Here is a 15,620-nt window from a genome sequence, read left to right on the forward strand (position 1 = left end):
CGGGGCGCCGATGACCGAGTTTCGCACACCGGCCGCCGATCTTGCCCGCTTCAGGCTGCGTGTAGTGGTGGCGGCCGTGTTCGTCCTCATCTGCCTCGGCCTGCTCGCGGCACGCTTCCACTTCCTGCAGGTCCAGCGTCACGACTACTTCCTGACCCGCGCCGAAGACAACCGCATCGCGCTGCTGCCGGTGGTGCCGCACCGCGGCACCATTGTCGACCGCAACGGCGTCGTGCTGGCGCGCAACTACGCCACCTACACGCTGGAGATCATGCCTTCCGAGGTGCGCGACCTCGAGGGGACGCTGGCCGAGCTTTCCACCCTGGTGCCGATCGAGCCCCGCGACCTGCGCCGCTTCCGCAAGCTGTTCGAGGAGAGTCGCAACTTCGAGAGCGTGCCGGTGCGCAGCCGGCTCACCGACGAGGAGGTGGCGCGTGTGGTGTCGCAGCGCTACCGCCTGCCCGGGGTGGATGTGCGTGCCCGCCTGCTGCGCGACTACCCCCAGGGCACGACCGCGGCGCATGTGGTGGGCTACATCGGCCGCATCAACGAGCGCGACGTCGAGCGCATCGAGGAGCGCGGCCAGACCGCCAACTATCGCGGCACCCTGCACATCGGCAAGGCCGGCCTGGAGCAGTCCTACGAGGCCGAACTGCATGGCACCACCGGCGTCGAGCAGGTCGAAGTCAACGCCAGCGGGCGTGCGGTGCGCGCGCTGTCCCACACCCCGGCCAGTTCGGGCAACGATCTCGAGCTTACCCTGGACATCGAGTTGCAGCGGGTGGCCGAGACTGCCTTCGGCGACCGCCGCGGTGCGCTGGTGGCGATCGAGCCCTCCACCGGCGGCGTGCTCGCCCTGGTATCGATGCCGACCTACGACCCCAACCTCTTCGTCGATGGCATCTCCACGCAGGACTGGCGCGCGCTCAACGAGTCGCCCGACCATCCCCTGCTGCACCGCGCCATCTACTCCACCTATCCGCCAGGCTCCACCTTCAAGCCCTTCATGGCGCTGGCCGGGCTGGAAACCGGCAAGCGCACGGCGAGGCAGGCAATCCACGACGTCGGTTATTTCAACTTCGGCGGCCATCGCTTCATGGATGACAAGATCGGCGGCCACGGCATGGTCGACCTGCACAAGTCGATCGTGGTGTCGTGCAACACCTACTACTACCAGCTCGCCAACGAGCTCGGCATCGAGGGCATCGCCAGCTTCATGGCGCCCTTCGGCTTCGGTGATCGCACCGGCATCGACCTGCCGGGCGAAGCCATCGGTGTGCTGCCGTCCCCGGAATGGAAGCGCAACCGCTTCCGCAAGCCCGAGCAACAGCGCTGGTACGCGGGCGAGACCATCTCGGTCGGCATCGGCCAGGGCTACAACGCCTTCACGCCGCTGCAGCTCGCCAACGCGATGGCAGCCCTGGTCAATGACGGCAAGCTGTTCCGCCCGCACGTGGTCAAGTACGTGGTCGATTCGCGTACCGGCGAGCGGCGGGCGATCGAGCCCGAGCCGCTGCGCGAGATCCCGCTCAAGCAGGCGCATCTCAAGGCCGTGCTGGACGCCATGGTGGATGTAAACAAGAGCGGCACCGGGCGGCGGGCCTTCCAGGGTGCGCCCTACAGCGTTGGCGGCAAGACCGGTACCGCCCAGGTGTTCTCGCTGCGCGGCCAGCGCTATGTCGAGAAGAACGTGCGCGAGCGCCTGCGCGACCACTCCTGGTTCGTCGCCTACGCGCCCGCCGAGAACCCCAAGATCGCGCTTGCCGTGCTGGTCGAGAACGGCGGCTTCGGCTCGCAGTCGGCTGCACCCATTGCCCGCCAGGTGATCGACTACTACCTGCTCGACCAGCGCGCAGGTGCGCCTGCAGCGGAAGACGACAACGCCACCGAGTCCGAGGATGCGGCCAATGGCACAGCGCCGGCGCGTACCGGCGAGGGTGATCCGCCGCCGCGCGAACCTGCTGCGCCCGCCGTGCCGCAGGCAGCATTGGTGCCTGGGCAGCCGACGAGGGTGACGCGATGAACGAGACCCGCTTCAATCCGTTCGCGCTGCTGCGCGCCGCCGTTCGCCCGCTCGACCCGGTGCTGCTGGTGCTGCTCGCCGTGCTGCTGGCGAGCGCCCACATCCTGATGCAGAGCGCCTCGCCCGAGCGTGTCGATTCGCAACTCACCCATTTCGCCATCGCGCTGCTGGGCATGTGGGCGTTGGCGCTGCTCAAGCCGCAGCGCCTGCTCGCGCTGGCGGTGCCACTCTACGTGCTGGGCGTGTTGCTGCTGATCGCGGTGGACCTGTTCGGCGAGGTGTCGAAGGGTGCGCAGCGCTGGCTGGACCTGGGCGTGGCACGTATCCAGCCCTCGGAACTGATGAAGATCGCCATGCCGTTGATGCTGGCCTGGTTCTTCCAGCAGCGCGAGGCCCAGACGCGGGCGCTGGATTTTTGCGTCGCGGCGGCATTGCTCGTGGCCCCCGTGGCGCTGATCTTGATCCAGCCCGACCTGGGTACCAGCCTGTTGGTCGCCGCCTCGGGCCTCTACGTGATCTTCTTCGCCGGGCTGTCGTGGAAGCTGATCATTCCGCTGGTGGTCGCCGGCGTGATCGGCCTGGGCTCGATCGTCGCCTTCGGCGACACGCTGTGCCAGCCCGAAGTGGACTGGCAGGTGCTGCGCGAGTACCAGAAGCAGCGCGTGTGCACCCTGCTCGACCCCACCCGCGACCCGCTCGGCAAGGGCTTCCACATCATCCAGTCGACGATCGCGATCGGCTCGGGCGGCCTCATGGGCAAGGGTTGGATGGATGGCACCCAGACCCACCTCGCCTTCCTGCCCGAGCGCCACACCGACTTCATCTTCGCCGTGCTCGCCGAGGAGTTCGGCCTGATCGGTGCGGTGGCCCTGCTCGTCGTGTACGTGCTCATGCTGCTGCGCGGCTTTCACATTGCCGCCAACGCGCCGACCCATGCGACGCGGCTGCTGGCCGGCGCAATCACGATGATCCTGTTTACCTACGCCTTCGTGAACATGGGCATGGTCAGCGGCATCCTGCCCGTAGTGGGCGTGCCACTGCCCTTCATCAGTTATGGCGGAACTGCACTGGTCACGCTCTGTCTGGGCATCGGTATCCTGATGAGCATCCAGCGCAGCCGCTTTGCAGACAAGACCTGACCTTCGGACGGAAAGATGAATCCGACGCCTTCGACCTCCCCTGCCGGTGCCGCGCGCGCTGCCGGCAGCCGGCTCCTGCCCCTGTCGTTTTGCCTGGCCCTGTTCGCCGGTTTGCTCTCCGGTTGCGGCTCGACCCCCAGACAGGGCGACGAACCGGTCGCCAGCGCGCCGACGACGCAGCCGGCTGCGCGCGCGCCAGCACCGGCGCGCGCGACGCGTGGCGGAGGCTATTACCTGGACGACGGTCCCGACGACGTGTTGCCCAACGACCTCGACAACATCCCCGATGCCGAGCCTCGCGCGGAGCCTCTGCACCGCTTTGCCAACAGGCCTTACCACGTGATGGGGCAGAGCTTCGTGCCGGTGACCGAAGTGCGCCCTTTCCGCCAGCGTGGCCACGCGAGCTGGTACGGACGGCGCTTCCACGGCCGGCCGACCTCGAGCGGCGAGCCCTACGACATGTACGCCATGACCGCTGCGCACCCGACGCTGCCGATCCCGAGCTACGTGCGCGTCACCCATCTCGACAACGGGCGTTCGGTGGTGGTGCGGGTCAATGACCGCGGCCCCTTCCTGCGCGGCCGTGTCATCGACCTGTCGTACGCTGCTGCGCACCGTCTGGGCTATATCAACGCCGGCAGCGCGCAGGTGGAGGTCGAGCAGATCCTGCCCGACGAGGCTCCCCTGGTGGCGAGCACGCGGCCGGTACCGCCGCTCGCTGCGCGCGCCGACGAGGGCGTGGTCGCTGCCGGCGAACCGGCGCTGGCCGCACGTGCGCTCGAGCCCCTGCCCGCGCCGGCCGCGTCAGCGGTCGACATGCAGGGCAGCACAGCGCCGGCGCCGACGTCCGCCGCACTCGCAACGGCCGATGGCGCCGGCGGGCTGGTGCCGCCCATCGCATCGGCCAGCGGCGGCATCTTCCTGCAGCTCGGCGCCTTCGCGTCCTACGCCAACGCCGAGGGTTTCCGCGACACCGTGCAGGGCAGGGCGGCGGCGCTGGCCGAGCGCTTCGAGCTGCTCGCCGACGGCGAACGCTTCCGGCTCCATGCCGGTCCCTACGAGTCGGTCGATGCGGCACGCAGCGCCGCCGAGCGCATGGGCAGCCTGCTCAAGCTCAAGCCCTTCGTGGTGGTGCGCTGAGCCAGCGCGGCAGGCGGGATGCAACAAAGCCTTTCGTTTTGGGTCTGTCATCGACCGGCGCCTATAATTGGGCCGCTGCGCCGGGGCTGGCCAGCCAGTGGGGCCGACAGGGCCCCGCGCCGAGCCGCTCGTGCCGCCCCGCGTCTTCCTTCTTCCATTCCCCGGGTTTCGTCATGCGTTTTCTGATCGCCGTTCTTGTCTCGCTGTTTTCGTTGACTGCACTTGCGCAGTCCGTGCCGCCGCCGGTGCTGGCCGCCAATGCCTGGGTCCTGGCGGACCACGCCACCGGCCAGACCCTGGTCGCCAAAGATGCGGACACCCGCATCGAGCCGGCCTCGCTCACCAAGCTGATGACGGCCTATCTCACCTTCTCGGCGCTCAAGGCGGGCACGATCAGCGCCGACCAGGTGGTGCCGGTGTCCGAGCGTGCATGGCGCATGGAGGGCTCGCGCATGTTCATCGAGCCGCGCAAGGAGGTCACGGTCGATGAGCTGATCAAGGGCATCATCGTGCAGTCGGGCAACGACGCCTGCGTCGCCATCTCCGAGCTGATCGCCGGCAGCGAGGAGGCCTTCGCGGCGCTCATGAATCGCGAGGCCCAGCGCCTGGGCATGCGCAACACAAACTTTACCAACTCCACCGGCCTGCCCGATCCGCAGCTCTACACCACCGCCAACGACCTTGCCCTGCTGGCGAGCGCGATCATCCGCGACTTCCCCGAGTACTTCAGCCTGTACTCGATGAAGGAGTTCACCTACAACAACATCCGCCAGCCCAACCGCAACCGCCTGCTGTACATGGACCCCACCGTCGATGGCATGAAGACCGGCCACACCAGCACGGCCGGCTACTGCCTGGTGTCCACTGCCGAGCGCGGCCCCCGCCGCCTGGTGGCGGTCGTGCTCGGCGCCGCCTCGGACACCGTGCGCGCGCAGGAGTCGCTCAAGCTGCTCAATTTCGGCTTCCAGTTCTACGACACGGTCAAGCTCTACAAGGCCGAGGAGGCGCTGTCGCAGTTCCGCGTCTGGAAGGGCAAGGTGAACGAGCTGCCGGTGGGCTTCACCACCGACTTCGTGATGTCGCTGCCCAAGGAATCGGCCGACAAGATCCAGGTCACGCTGGAGAGCCGCCAGCCGCTCGTCGCGCCGATCGAGAAGGGCCAGGAGGTGGGCGTGCTGTCGCTGCGGATCGATGGCGAGCAGATCGGCCAGTACCCTGTGCTTGCCCTCCAGGACGTGCCGGTGGCCGGTTTCTTCGGCCGCCTGTGGGATGCGATCGTGATGTTGTTCAAGCGCCTGTGATCGGCGCGAGCCTCTCAGTTGGAGACCCCACGATGGTGACTGCTTTCGTCAATGGCCAGTACCTCCCGCTTGCCGAGGCGCGTGTGTCGCCGATGGACCGCGGCTTCCTGTTCGGCGATGGCGCCTACGAGGTCATCCCGGTGTACTCGCGGCGGCCCTTCCGCGTCGATGAGCACGTCGCCCGCCTGGCCAGCACGCTGGCGGCGATGCGGCTGAACAACCCCCATACGGCACAGGCTTGGAAGGCGATCATCGGCGAGATCGTCGCCCGCAACCCGTGGGAGGACCAGTCGGTCTACCTGCAGGTGACGCGCGGCGCCGACAGCAAGCGCAACCACGCCTTCCCCGGCCCCGAAGTCCAGCCCACTGTCTTCCTGATGAGCGAGCCGCTGGTCACGCCGGGCGCCGAGCAGCTCGCGCGCGGTGTCGCGGCGGTGAGCGCGGCCGACATCCGCTGGCTGCGCTGCGACCTCAAGACCGTATCGATGCTGGCCAACTGTCTGCTGCGCCAGCACGCGATCGACAATGGCTGCGCGGAGACCGTGCTGTTCCGCGACAGTTTCCTCACCGAAGGTGCCGCCTCCAGCATCTTCGTGTGCAAGGACGGTGTGCTGCTGGTGCCGCCCAAGAGCCACCTCATGCTGCCCGGCATCACCTACGACGTGGTGCTCGAACTTGCCCGCAGCCGCGGCATGCGGCATGAGGTGCGCGAGGTGCTTGAAGCCGAGGTGCGCAGCGCCGACGAGTTGTGGATGACCTCCTCCACCAAGGAGGTGCTGCCCATCACCACGCTCGACGGCCGCCCGGTGGGCAGCGGCGAGCCTGGCCCGATGGGCCGCCAGATGTACGCCTGGTACCAGGACTTCAAGCTTACGGTGATGCGAAATGGCTGACGCTCCCGGCGCGCAGACGCGCCAGACCCTGATCGAATACCCCTGCAGCTTCCCCATCAAGGTGATGGGTGCGCGCGTGGATGGCTTTGCCCAGGCGGTCACCGATGTCGTGCTGCGCCATGCGCCCGACTTCGACCCCGCAGGTGCCGAGATGCGGCCCTCGAGCAAGGGCAACTACCTGGCCGTGACCTGCACCTTCCGTGCCGTGTCCCAGGCGCAGGTCGACGCCCTGTACCGCGAGCTCACCTCGCACCCGATGGTCAAGGTGGTGCTGTGATCGTCAAGCGCCTCGGCCTGGTGGAGTACGCGCCGGCGCTCGAGGCCATGCGCGTGTTCACTGCCGAACGCGGCGCCGACACCCCCGACGAGATCTGGCTGTTGCAGCACCCGCCGGTGTACACCCTGGGCCAGGCGGGCAAGCCCGAGCATCTGCTGCAGAATCCGGCCGCCATCCCGCTGGTGCACATCGACCGCGGCGGGCAGATCACCTACCACGGTCCCGGCCAGCTGGTAGCCTACCTGTTGCTGGACCTGCACCGGCGCCGGCTCAAGGTGCGCGAACTGGTGCACCTGATGGAGCAGGCCATCATCGACACCCTGGCCGGTTATGGCTTGCATGCCGAGCGCAAGGACGGCGCGCCCGGTGTGTACGTCGCAGGCGACAAGATCGCCGCGCTTGGCCTGCGGGTCAGGAACGGCTGCAGTTACCACGGCCTCGCCATCAACGTCGATGCCGACCTCGCCCCCTTCGGCTGGATCAACCCTTGCGGCTACGAAGGCCTGAAGACGATCCGCATGCGCGATTTCGGCATCGAGGCCAGCGTGGAGGAGGTCGGCGAAGTCCTGCTCGCTCATCTGCAGCGTCTGCTGCCGCCGTTGGCGGATACCGCTGGCGCCACCGATACTGCACATCGCGCCGAGCAGGCTGTCTAAGCGACGCGCTCCGGTTCATAATCCCCCGCTCCCCCAGCGCGTCCCACGCCGAACCCACAGAGAACAGCGACCATGGAAACCCCAGTGCGCAAGCAGCGCGGCGCAGACAAGACCGCCCGCATCCCGATCAAGATCGTCCCCGCCGAACGCCTCAAGAAGCCCGACTGGATCCGCATCAAGCTCGGTGCCGGCCAGGAAGCCGAGCGCTTCAACGAGATCAAGGAGACGCTGCGCGAGCACAAGCTCCATACGGTATGCGAGGAAGCCTCGTGCCCGAACATCCATGAATGCTTCGGCAAGGGCACGGCCACCTTCATGATCATGGGCGACATCTGTACGCGGCGCTGCCCGTTCTGCGACGTCGGCCACGGCCGTCCCGACCCGCTCAATCCGAATGAGCCGATCGACCTGGCCCGCACCATCGCCGCGATGCGCCTGAACTACGTCGTCATCACCTCGGTGGACCGCGACGACCTGCGCGACGGCGGCGCCCAGCACTTCGTCGACTGCATCCGCGAGACGCGTGCGGTGTCGCCCAAGACCACCATCGAGGTGCTGGTGCCGGACTTCCGCGGCCGCATGGAGATCGCACTCGACATCTTCGACGCCGCCCCGCCCGACGTCATGAACCACAACCTCGAGACCGTGCCGCGCCTCTACAAGCAGGCGCGCCCCGGCTCGGACTATGCCTACTCGCTCAAGCTGCTCAAGGAGTTCAAGGCCCGTCATCCCGAGGTGCCGACCAAGTCCGGGCTCATGGTGGGCCTGGGCGAGACCGACGACGAGATCCTCGAGGTCATGCGCGACATGCGCGCCCACGACGTCGAGATGCTCACCATCGGCCAGTACCTGCAACCCTCCGGTGGCCACCTGCCGGTGCTGCGCTACGTGCATCCGGACACCTTCAAGATGTTCGAAACCGAAGCGCTGAAGATGGGCTTCAAGAACGCCGCCTGCGGTCCGATGGTGCGTTCGAGCTACTGGGCCGACCAGCAGGCGCACGGCGCAGGCGTAGTGTAATCATGGCCGACAGCCGGATCGGGGTCCTCCCGGCGCTGATCCTGGCCATCGGCATCGGCTTTGCCGGCATGCAGGTGGCAAAGGGCATCGAGCGCTTTCGCATGGCCGAGCGCACCATCACCGTGAAGGGTCTCGCCGAGCGCGACGTCAAGAGCGACTTTGCGGTGTGGACCCTCGCCTTCCGCCGCGCCGACAACGACTTCGGACGCGTGCAACAGGCACTCACCGCCGATCGTGAGCGCGTGCTCGCCTTCCTGCGCGCGCAGGGTTTCACCGACGACGAGATCGACGCCCGCCCCCTGCAGGTGCAGGACCTGCTCGCGCGCGAGTATGGTCCCGATCAGGTTGCCCTGCGCTTCAACGGCCGCGGACAGGTGGTGGTCAAGTCGGTGCGCGTAGACCTGGTGGCGGCGTCGTCGAACCGGGTCGATCCGCTCATCGAGGCCGGCATCCAGCTTGGCGGAGAAGGCGGCGACGGCGCGCCGCTGTATCAGCTGCGCGGCTTCAACGACGTCAAGCCGATGCTGCTCGAGGAAGCCACCCTCAGCGCCCGCGAACAGGCACGCAAGTTTGCCGCTGACGCTGGCGCAAGGCTCGGTGCCTTGCGCAGTGCCAACCAGGGCACGATCCGCATCCTCGACGACGACGGCTCGGAGATGGACAGCTCGCGCACCATCGGCAAGCGTTTGCGCGTGGTCAGCACCTTCGAGTTCACGCTCGACTGAGTTGTCCCCCGCTCAGCGCGGTGGTCGTTCCTCGCTTGCTCACGGGCAACCCTTGCAGCCGTCGGTCTGGGCGTTGAGGAAGATCGCCTGCTCGATGTTGGCCCCGCTCAGGTCGGCGTTGGTGAGCTGGGCGCGGGTGAAGTTGGCGCCCTGCAGGTTGGCGCCTGCGAAAGACGCGCCCGACAGCTTGGCCGCGCGCAGGTTGGCGCGCTGCAGGTCGGCGCCGTCGAAGCGGGCGCCCTCCGCCCGGGCATTGGTCAGGTCGGCGCCACCAAGCTGCGCCGCGCTGAAGTCCGCACCGTGTAGATCGGCGTTCTGCAGGATGGCGTTGCGCAGGTTCGCCTCCTTGAGGCTGGCATCGCCCAGGCGGGCGCCGCGCAGGTTGGTGCGCAGCATCGAGGCCCCGTCGAGGGCGATCGCGCCCATCTCGGCCTGCGAGAAGTTCGCCTCGTTGAGCGTGGCGCCGCGCAGGTTGGCACCTGACAGGTCCGATCGGGTGAACTGCGAGTTGGCGAGATTCACCCCGGGTAGCTCGGCGCCGTTCAGGTTCATGTTGGTGCACAGGGTGCCGCGGCGGATGTCGCAGCCACCGACGTTGCCGGCGCGCTGGGCTTCGGCGGGCGGTGGCAGGGTGAGCAGGGCCGCTGCGGAGAGGGCAGCGAACAGCACGGCGCGGGTCGTGGGCATGGGCAGTGGCTGGTGATGATGGAGGGCTGTCGATGGCAGCGGAACGCCGCCCTGGGTACGACAGTACGGGATCATGCGGGTTCGACAAGCCGTTTGTCGACCCGGGCGCGTGGCTGGCCGAGGTTTGGTGCCTGTTTGACGTGATCGTCCCGCTCGATCTGTAACGATGGCGCTCCTGGCGGGTGCGATCGGCTAGAATTGGCCTCCGCCACCCGCCCGGGTGGCTTCGTTTTTTGCCGTGCCGCCACGATGTCCGCCCTCCTCAACGCGCCCCAGCGCGAAGCGATCCGCTATCTCGACGGCCCCTGCCTGGTGCTGGCCGGCGCCGGCAGTGGCAAGACGCGGGTGATCACGCACAAGATCGCGCATCTGATCAACGAGTGCGGGCTCAACCCGTCCAACATCGCTGCCATCACCTTCACCAACAAGGCCGCCAAGGAGATGCAGGAACGCGTCGCCCACATCATGGGCGGGCGGGCGCCGGGCGGGCTCACGGTATGCACCTTCCACGCGCTCGGTGTGCGCATCATCCGCCAGGAGGCGAAGCACTGCGGGCTGAAGCCGCAGTTCTCCATCCTCGATGCTTCGGACACCGTGCAGATCGTGTCGGACGTTGCCGGCGATAACGACAAGGGCATCGCCAAGCAGATGCAGTGGCAGATCTCGTCGTGGAAGAACGCGATGATCACGCCCGAGGAGGCGGCGCAGCTCGCCGACAGCGAGATCGCTTCGGTCGCCGCCAAGCTCTACAAGGAATACGAGCGCACCCTGCGCGCCTACCAGGCAGTGGACTTCGACGACCTCATCTCGCTGCCGGTGCGCCTGTTCGACGAGCACCCCGAGGTGCGCGAGCGCTGGCAGAACAAGCTGCGCTATCTGCTCGTGGACGAATACCAGGACACCAACCGTGCCCAGTACCGGCTGCTGAGGTTGCTGTCAGGCGTGCGCGGCGCCTTCACCGCGGTCGGCGACGACGACCAGGCCATCTACGCCTGGCGCGGCGCGGATGTGGAGAACCTGAAGCTGCTGCAGCAGGACTATCCCAAGCTCAGGGTCATCAAGCTGGAGCAGAACTACCGCTCCTCGCGCCGCATCCTCGAGGCCGCCAACACTGTCATCGCCAACAACGAGAAGCTCTTCGACAAGCGCCTGTGGTCCGAGCACGGCCAGGGCGAGCAGATCGTCGTCACCAACTGCCGCGACGCCGAGCACGAGGCCGAATGGGTGGCGACCAAGATCACCGCGCACAAGTTCGAGCACCGCACCCGCTTCAAGGACTACGCCATCCTCTACCGCGGCAACCATCAGGCGCGCATCATCGAGCAGCAGTTGCGCAACCACCGTATCCCCTATGTGATGTCGGGCGGGCAGAGCTTCTTCGACAAGGCCGAGATCCGCGACCTGATCGCCTGGCTGCGCCTGCTGGTCAATGAAGACGACGACCTCGCCTTCATCCGCGCCATCACCACCCCGCGCCGTGGCATCGGTGCCGCCACCATCGAGGCGCTCGGCGCCTATGCCGGGCATCGCCAGTCCAGCCTGTTCGCCGCAGTGTTCGAGGAAGGGCTGACCCAGCACCTCAACGCCAAGCAACTGCAGGGTGTGCAGGAGTTTGCGGCCTACATCAACCGCCTGCAGTACCGTGCCCCGCGCGAGCCCGCGGCGCAATTGCTCGAAGACTTGTTGGCCGCCATCCGCTACGAGGCCTGGCTGTTCGAGCACTGCGACACGCGCGAGGCCGAATCCAAGTGGAGCAACGTGCGCGACTTCGTCGGCTGGCTGGGCCGCAAGGGTGAGGAGGACGGCAAGAACCTGCTCGAGCTCACCCAGACCATCGCGCTGATGTCCATGCTCGACAAGGAAGACCCCGACTTCGACGGCGTCCAGATGGCCACCCTTCACGCCTCCAAGGGCCTGGAGTTCCCCCACGTCTTCCTGGTTGGCGTCGAGGAAGGCCTGCTGCCCCACCAGAGCAGCATCGACGAGGACAAGGTCGAGGAAGAGCGCCGGCTCATGTATGTGGGCATCACCCGCGCCCAGCGCAGCCTCAACATCACCTGGTGCGAGCGGCGCAAGTCGGGCAAGGAGTTCCGCCCTTGCGAGCCGAGCCGCTTCATCGCGGAGATGGGCGGCGACATCAAGATGAACGACCGCAAGACCGCCCAGCCGGTGTCGAAAGAAGAGGGAAAGGCGCGGCTGGCCAACCTGATGGCGATGTTCGAGAACCGCGACGGCAAGGCCTGAACCGGCTGCGCGCGCAGTGACAGCCACAAAAAAGGGCAGCGCGAGGCTGCCCTTTCAGTTGCTGCGGTGCGTGTCCCGAGTCGGGTGCCGCTACGGGTCTTACTGCTCGACCGGCGGCTCGGTGTAGCCGGCGCCGACCGTGTTGGCCAGATAGGCCACTGCGCGTGCGACTTCGGTATCGGTCAGGTCGCTGCCGCCGCCGCGTGCGGGCATCGCACCCTTGCCAGCGATGGCCGAGGCGGTCAGGCCCTCGAAGCCCAGGCCGAGACGCGCGCTCCAGCCAGCGGCGTCACCCGTCTTCGGTGCGCCCACGGCGCCCGAGTCGTGGCAGGCTGCGCAGATCGACTTGTAGATCTGCTCGCCGGTCCGCGTCCCCGGGGTAATCGTGACCGCCTGGATCTCGACGCGGGCGACGGGCTGGATCAGGGTCGCCGTGAGCTCCGGATCGACGGAGCTCTGCTTGCCACAGCCCGCCAGCAGCGCGGCTGCGACCATGGCGACGACAGGCATTGCGAGGCGGACGGGGCGCTGGTTGCGTTGGTTCGACATGCTTGGATCCTTTGACTGGTGGCGCAAGACGAGATCTAAAGCCGCGATTATAGCTGTGTAAAAACCATTGTGGCAGTGCGGCATGGACTTTGCCTGCAAACGCGGCTATGCTTCCCGGCCTTGCGTGGACGTCTTTCCACGCACACCGCGCGCCCGTAGCTCAGCTGGATAGAGTACTGCCCTCCGAAGGCAGGGGTCGGACGTTCGAATCGTCTCGGGCGCGCCAGAGAATTCAATGGGTCAGGCCTTCCCGGCATGGTCGGGAGCACGCTGCGCATGCTGCCGGAGTTCGCACCAAGTGCAGCACTTTGCGTTACTGCGCGACGGGGATTCATATCCTCTGACGAGGATCACGGATATCAAACGTAGATCTGTCGCACGGTCAGAGCGAAAAGGAGTGCTCGGTGGCTGGTCGCCGCGCCTGTATCCAGTCAAGCCCTGTGCTGATTTCCCAAGGCAAGGTCAGCGCGTAGGGCAACAGCAAGGCTCAGGCTCAGGGCCCAGGCCAACCATAAGGTCCACAGAGTGTGAGACAAGAAGTGTGCGCCCTGCAGCATGCGGGTCGTGCCCAGGATGCCGCCGGCAAGTAGGCCAGCCAGCAGTGCGCGCCTGGCGGTGCGCAGCCCTGCAGGCCGCAAGGCGACAGCCCAAACGATCCACAGGTAACCTGCCGACGCATGCCCCGCAGGGAAGCACTGCCCCGCCTTGATACCTTGCGGGGCCGCCTCGAACAGGCCGAGGTACGGTGCGTAGCCGCCAAAGTCGATCAGATCCCACGGACAGTATCGTGCTGTCAGCAGTTTTCCCAGCGAAGTCGCGATGGGGATCGCAACCATGCCGGTTGCGGCGAGCAAGGCGTTGCGTGGCGGTAGCCAGCTGAAGCGGCCCTTCCAGCCTTGCCAGCACAACCAGAGGCTGGCCGCGACGAGGATGTAGCTTACCTGCTTGGCGGCCTTATGCATCACCGCGTCCAGGAACCAGACGTGACGCAGCGGAAAAGCATCAAGCTCGCGATCGAAAAGCAAGGCGGCCAATTGGCGGTCGAGGTCAGTGGTCTCGAACACCCAAAGCAGCGTCAGTGCGCTTGCGATCAGGAGCGCGGCCTGAGACCACAGCCATGCCCGCGACGAACCCTGGCTGCAGGTGGCAAGCGGGGCGGAGATGTGTTCCGTCGGCATGGGCTCAGCTCCGGCAAGGCGTGGTGATGTCAAGGGCGTCATCGCGTACTGCCGTGTCGACGTCGAGCAAGCCAAGCACGGTATGGAAGAGGTGGTCGTGAGCCACGGGTTTGTCTGCCTCAGAACGCAGGCACTTGAGATCAAGCTGGTTACGCGCGGCAAACCCCTCTGAGAGCCACATCACCATCGGCACCTTCTTTTGCTCTGTCGGTGCAATCGCATATGGCATGCCGTGCAGGTAGAGGCCTTTCTCGCCAAGCGACTCGCCGTGATCCGAGACGTAGAGCAGCGCGCTGTCGTAGCGCGGCTCGAACGCCTTGAGCAGGTCGATGCTGCGCGCGAGCATGTGGTCGGTGTACAGCAAGGCGTTGTCGTAGCTGTTGGCGATCTGCTCGCGGCTGCACTTTGACAGGTCCTCGTCGTCGCAGGTCGGCGTGAAGCGGCGAAACGCCGCCGGGTAGCGGCGGAAGTAGGCTGGGCCGTGGTTGCCGAGCTGATGCAGCACGAGCACGAGATTGCCATTGGCGTCGCGCAGCAGGCCGCGGCTGCTCTCGAGCAGCGCCTCGTCGAGGCAGCGCTCGCCGTCGCACAGCTCGGGCAGGGCCGCGGGATCGGGGCGCATCGTCTCGACGCCGGCGCATACGCCCTTGCAGCCCGACTGGTTGTCGTTCCACACCACGCGCAGGCCGGCGCGCTGCAAGGTGTCGAGTAGCGATTCGCTGCCGCGGATGGCGTCCTCGTCGTAGTTGCGCCGCCCCTGTAGCGAGAACATGCACGGTACCGATACTTCGGTATTGGTGCCGCAGCTGGTTACGTCGTGAAAGTTGATGACCTCGCGGCGAGCGAGCTCTGGAGTGGTGTCGCGGGCTGCCGACTGCCCAGTTCCACGACTGAGTCCCCAGTTGGCCGCGCGCGCGGTCTCTCCGACCACGATCACGAACAACGCGGGCTTCTTCGACGTGGCCCAGCTCGCGCCCAGGCGGGCATCGGTGCCCACAGGCTGGCGCGGCAGCTTGGCGGCCTGGGCATCACGGCTCAGCACGCGGGCGATCGACCACAGCGGCGCGGCCGGCGTGATCAGGTAGCGCAGCTCCTTGTGGTTGCGCATCTGCCCCGAAAAGTCCTTGAACACGCTGCCGAGCGCACCTGCACCCACGATCAGCGCGAGCACGACGGCGGCGCCGCGAATCGCCAGCGCACGCTTGGGCGGTCGCTGGCGCAGGCGGGCGCGCTGAAGCACGAAGAGCGGCGGCAGGGCCAGGGCGGCGACCTTCAGGAAGAAGCCCGCCGTGAGCAGCTCGCGCGCTTCGGCGATGTTGGTGCTCAGCACGTTGCGCAGCATGCCAGGATCGAAATACACACCGAACTGGCCGGCGTAGTAGCTCGCCACCGCGGCGACCACGACCACGGCGCCCAGCAGCGGCTTGGTCGTCCACCGGTTGAGCAGCGGTGCAAGCAGCACGACATTGAGCGCGGTGAGCGCCAAGCCGATCGCGAGGACGTATTCCAGGGTGCCGCCCTCGCCCCCGCGGCTGGCAAGCAGCGCGCGCCAGAACGGGGTGTTGCTTACCAGGGTGAGGTAGGCGCCGATACCCACCAGCAGCGTCTCAGTCGAAAGTTCGGGGCGCCAGCGCCAAGCGGCACGCCAGATCGACGCGAGCGCATCAGTCGGCTTGCGGGTCGCCGTTGATGGGGAGGGAACGAAGGACAGACGCTGTTCGGGCATGATTGTGCGGAGCCGGGGAGGATCCGCGCAATCTACGAAGCGGCGTGTGAGGAAAGCGTGAG

The 15,620-nt window shown here is 67.0% G+C and carries 14 protein-coding genes and 1 tRNA gene; 11 read left to right on the forward strand and 4 right to left on the reverse strand.

Annotated elements, in window-relative coordinates; all coding sequences use genetic code 11:
• Window positions 1-10: 10 nt before the first annotated feature.
• The 9 genes from mrdA (at window position 11) to LQF09_RS01300 (ending at window position 9,174) form a co-directional block, all read left to right on the forward strand.
• Entirely contained in the window at window positions 11-2,023 is a 2,013-nt protein-coding gene (gene mrdA, locus LQF09_RS01260) for a penicillin-binding protein 2 (RefSeq protein WP_002925393.1), read from the forward strand.
• A complete protein-coding gene (gene rodA, locus LQF09_RS01265; protein ID WP_270068951.1) occupies window positions 2,020-3,162 on the forward strand; it encodes a rod shape-determining protein RodA in 1,143 nt (380 codons plus the stop codon). Before mrdA ends, rodA begins: the two co-directional genes overlap by 4 nt.
• Window positions 3,163-3,177: 15 nt before the next feature.
• Complete coding sequence (locus tag LQF09_RS01270) at window positions 3,178-4,302, forward strand: septal ring lytic transglycosylase RlpA family protein (RefSeq protein WP_270068952.1); 1,125 nt, start codon at window positions 3,178-3,180, stop codon at window positions 4,300-4,302.
• Window positions 4,303-4,475: 173 nt separating this feature from the next.
• Window positions 4,476-5,603 (forward strand): D-alanyl-D-alanine carboxypeptidase family protein, encoded by a 1,128-nt coding sequence (locus LQF09_RS01275; RefSeq protein WP_002925385.1) that lies wholly within the window; start codon window positions 4,476-4,478, stop codon window positions 5,601-5,603.
• 32 nt (window positions 5,604-5,635) lie between these two features.
• Window positions 5,636-6,496, forward strand: a complete 861-nt coding sequence (locus LQF09_RS01280; RefSeq protein ID WP_002925380.1) for a D-amino acid aminotransferase — start codon at window positions 5,636-5,638, stop codon at window positions 6,494-6,496.
• Window positions 6,489-6,773 carry a YbeD family protein gene (locus LQF09_RS01285; RefSeq protein ID WP_270068953.1) on the forward strand — a complete coding sequence of 95 codons (285 nt, stop codon included), beginning with the start codon at window positions 6,489-6,491 and terminating at the stop codon, window positions 6,771-6,773. The genes LQF09_RS01280 and LQF09_RS01285 overlap by 8 nt, the downstream gene beginning before the upstream one ends.
• On the forward strand, window positions 6,770-7,429 hold the full coding sequence (gene lipB / locus LQF09_RS01290) for a lipoyl(octanoyl) transferase LipB (protein ID WP_002925375.1): 660 nt from the start codon (window positions 6,770-6,772) through the stop codon (window positions 7,427-7,429). The genes LQF09_RS01285 and lipB overlap by 4 nt, the downstream gene beginning before the upstream one ends.
• Before the next feature lie 72 nt (window positions 7,430-7,501).
• The gene (gene lipA / locus LQF09_RS01295) at window positions 7,502-8,449 is read left to right on the forward strand and encodes a lipoyl synthase (protein WP_002925374.1); all 948 of its coding nucleotides are present in this window, start codon (window positions 7,502-7,504) and stop codon (window positions 8,447-8,449) included.
• 2 nt (window positions 8,450-8,451) lie between these two features.
• Window positions 8,452-9,174, forward strand: coding sequence for an SIMPL domain-containing protein (locus LQF09_RS01300; protein ID WP_270068954.1), 723 nt, complete (start codon window positions 8,452-8,454; stop codon window positions 9,172-9,174).
• Window positions 9,175-9,213: 39 nt separating this feature from the next.
• Here the strand turns inward: LQF09_RS01300 and LQF09_RS01305 are convergent, their stop codons facing one another.
• Window positions 9,214-9,861: a pentapeptide repeat-containing protein gene (locus LQF09_RS01305; RefSeq protein WP_002937673.1), complete on the reverse strand. Its 648-nt coding sequence runs from the start codon at window positions 9,859-9,861 to the stop codon at window positions 9,214-9,216.
• A 249-nt stretch (window positions 9,862-10,110) separates the two neighbouring features.
• On the opposite strand from LQF09_RS01305, the gene LQF09_RS01310 reads away from it, so the two are divergent.
• Window positions 10,111-12,105: a UvrD-helicase domain-containing protein gene (locus LQF09_RS01310; protein ID WP_002925371.1), complete on the forward strand. Its 1,995-nt coding sequence runs from the start codon at window positions 10,111-10,113 to the stop codon at window positions 12,103-12,105.
• A 99-nt stretch (window positions 12,106-12,204) separates the two neighbouring features.
• Here the strand turns inward: LQF09_RS01310 and LQF09_RS01315 are convergent, their stop codons facing one another.
• The gene (locus LQF09_RS01315; protein ID WP_002937674.1) at window positions 12,205-12,654 is read right to left on the reverse strand and encodes a c-type cytochrome; all 450 of its coding nucleotides are present in this window, start codon (window positions 12,652-12,654) and stop codon (window positions 12,205-12,207) included.
• Window positions 12,655-12,803: 149 nt separating this feature from the next.
• Here LQF09_RS01315 and LQF09_RS01320 point away from each other — a divergent pair.
• Window positions 12,804-12,880: transfer RNA gene (locus tag LQF09_RS01320), tRNA-Arg, on the forward strand.
• 205 nt (window positions 12,881-13,085) lie between these two features.
• Here LQF09_RS01320 and LQF09_RS01325 read toward each other — a convergent pair.
• Together LQF09_RS01325 and LQF09_RS01330 are read right to left on the reverse strand one after the other, a co-directional pair.
• Window positions 13,086-13,832 (reverse strand): phosphatase PAP2 family protein, encoded by a 747-nt coding sequence (locus LQF09_RS01325; protein WP_002937675.1) that lies wholly within the window; start codon window positions 13,830-13,832, stop codon window positions 13,086-13,088.
• Window positions 13,833-13,836: 4 nt separating this feature from the next.
• Window positions 13,837-15,558 carry a phosphoethanolamine transferase gene (locus LQF09_RS01330; protein WP_270068955.1) on the reverse strand — a complete coding sequence of 574 codons (1,722 nt, stop codon included), beginning with the start codon at window positions 15,556-15,558 and terminating at the stop codon, window positions 13,837-13,839.
• Between the last annotated feature and the right edge of the window lie 62 nt (window positions 15,559-15,620).

This window comes from Thauera sp. WB-2 (assembly GCF_027594845.1).
GTDB lineage: Bacteria > Pseudomonadota > Gammaproteobacteria > Burkholderiales > Rhodocyclaceae > Thauera > Thauera mechernichensis.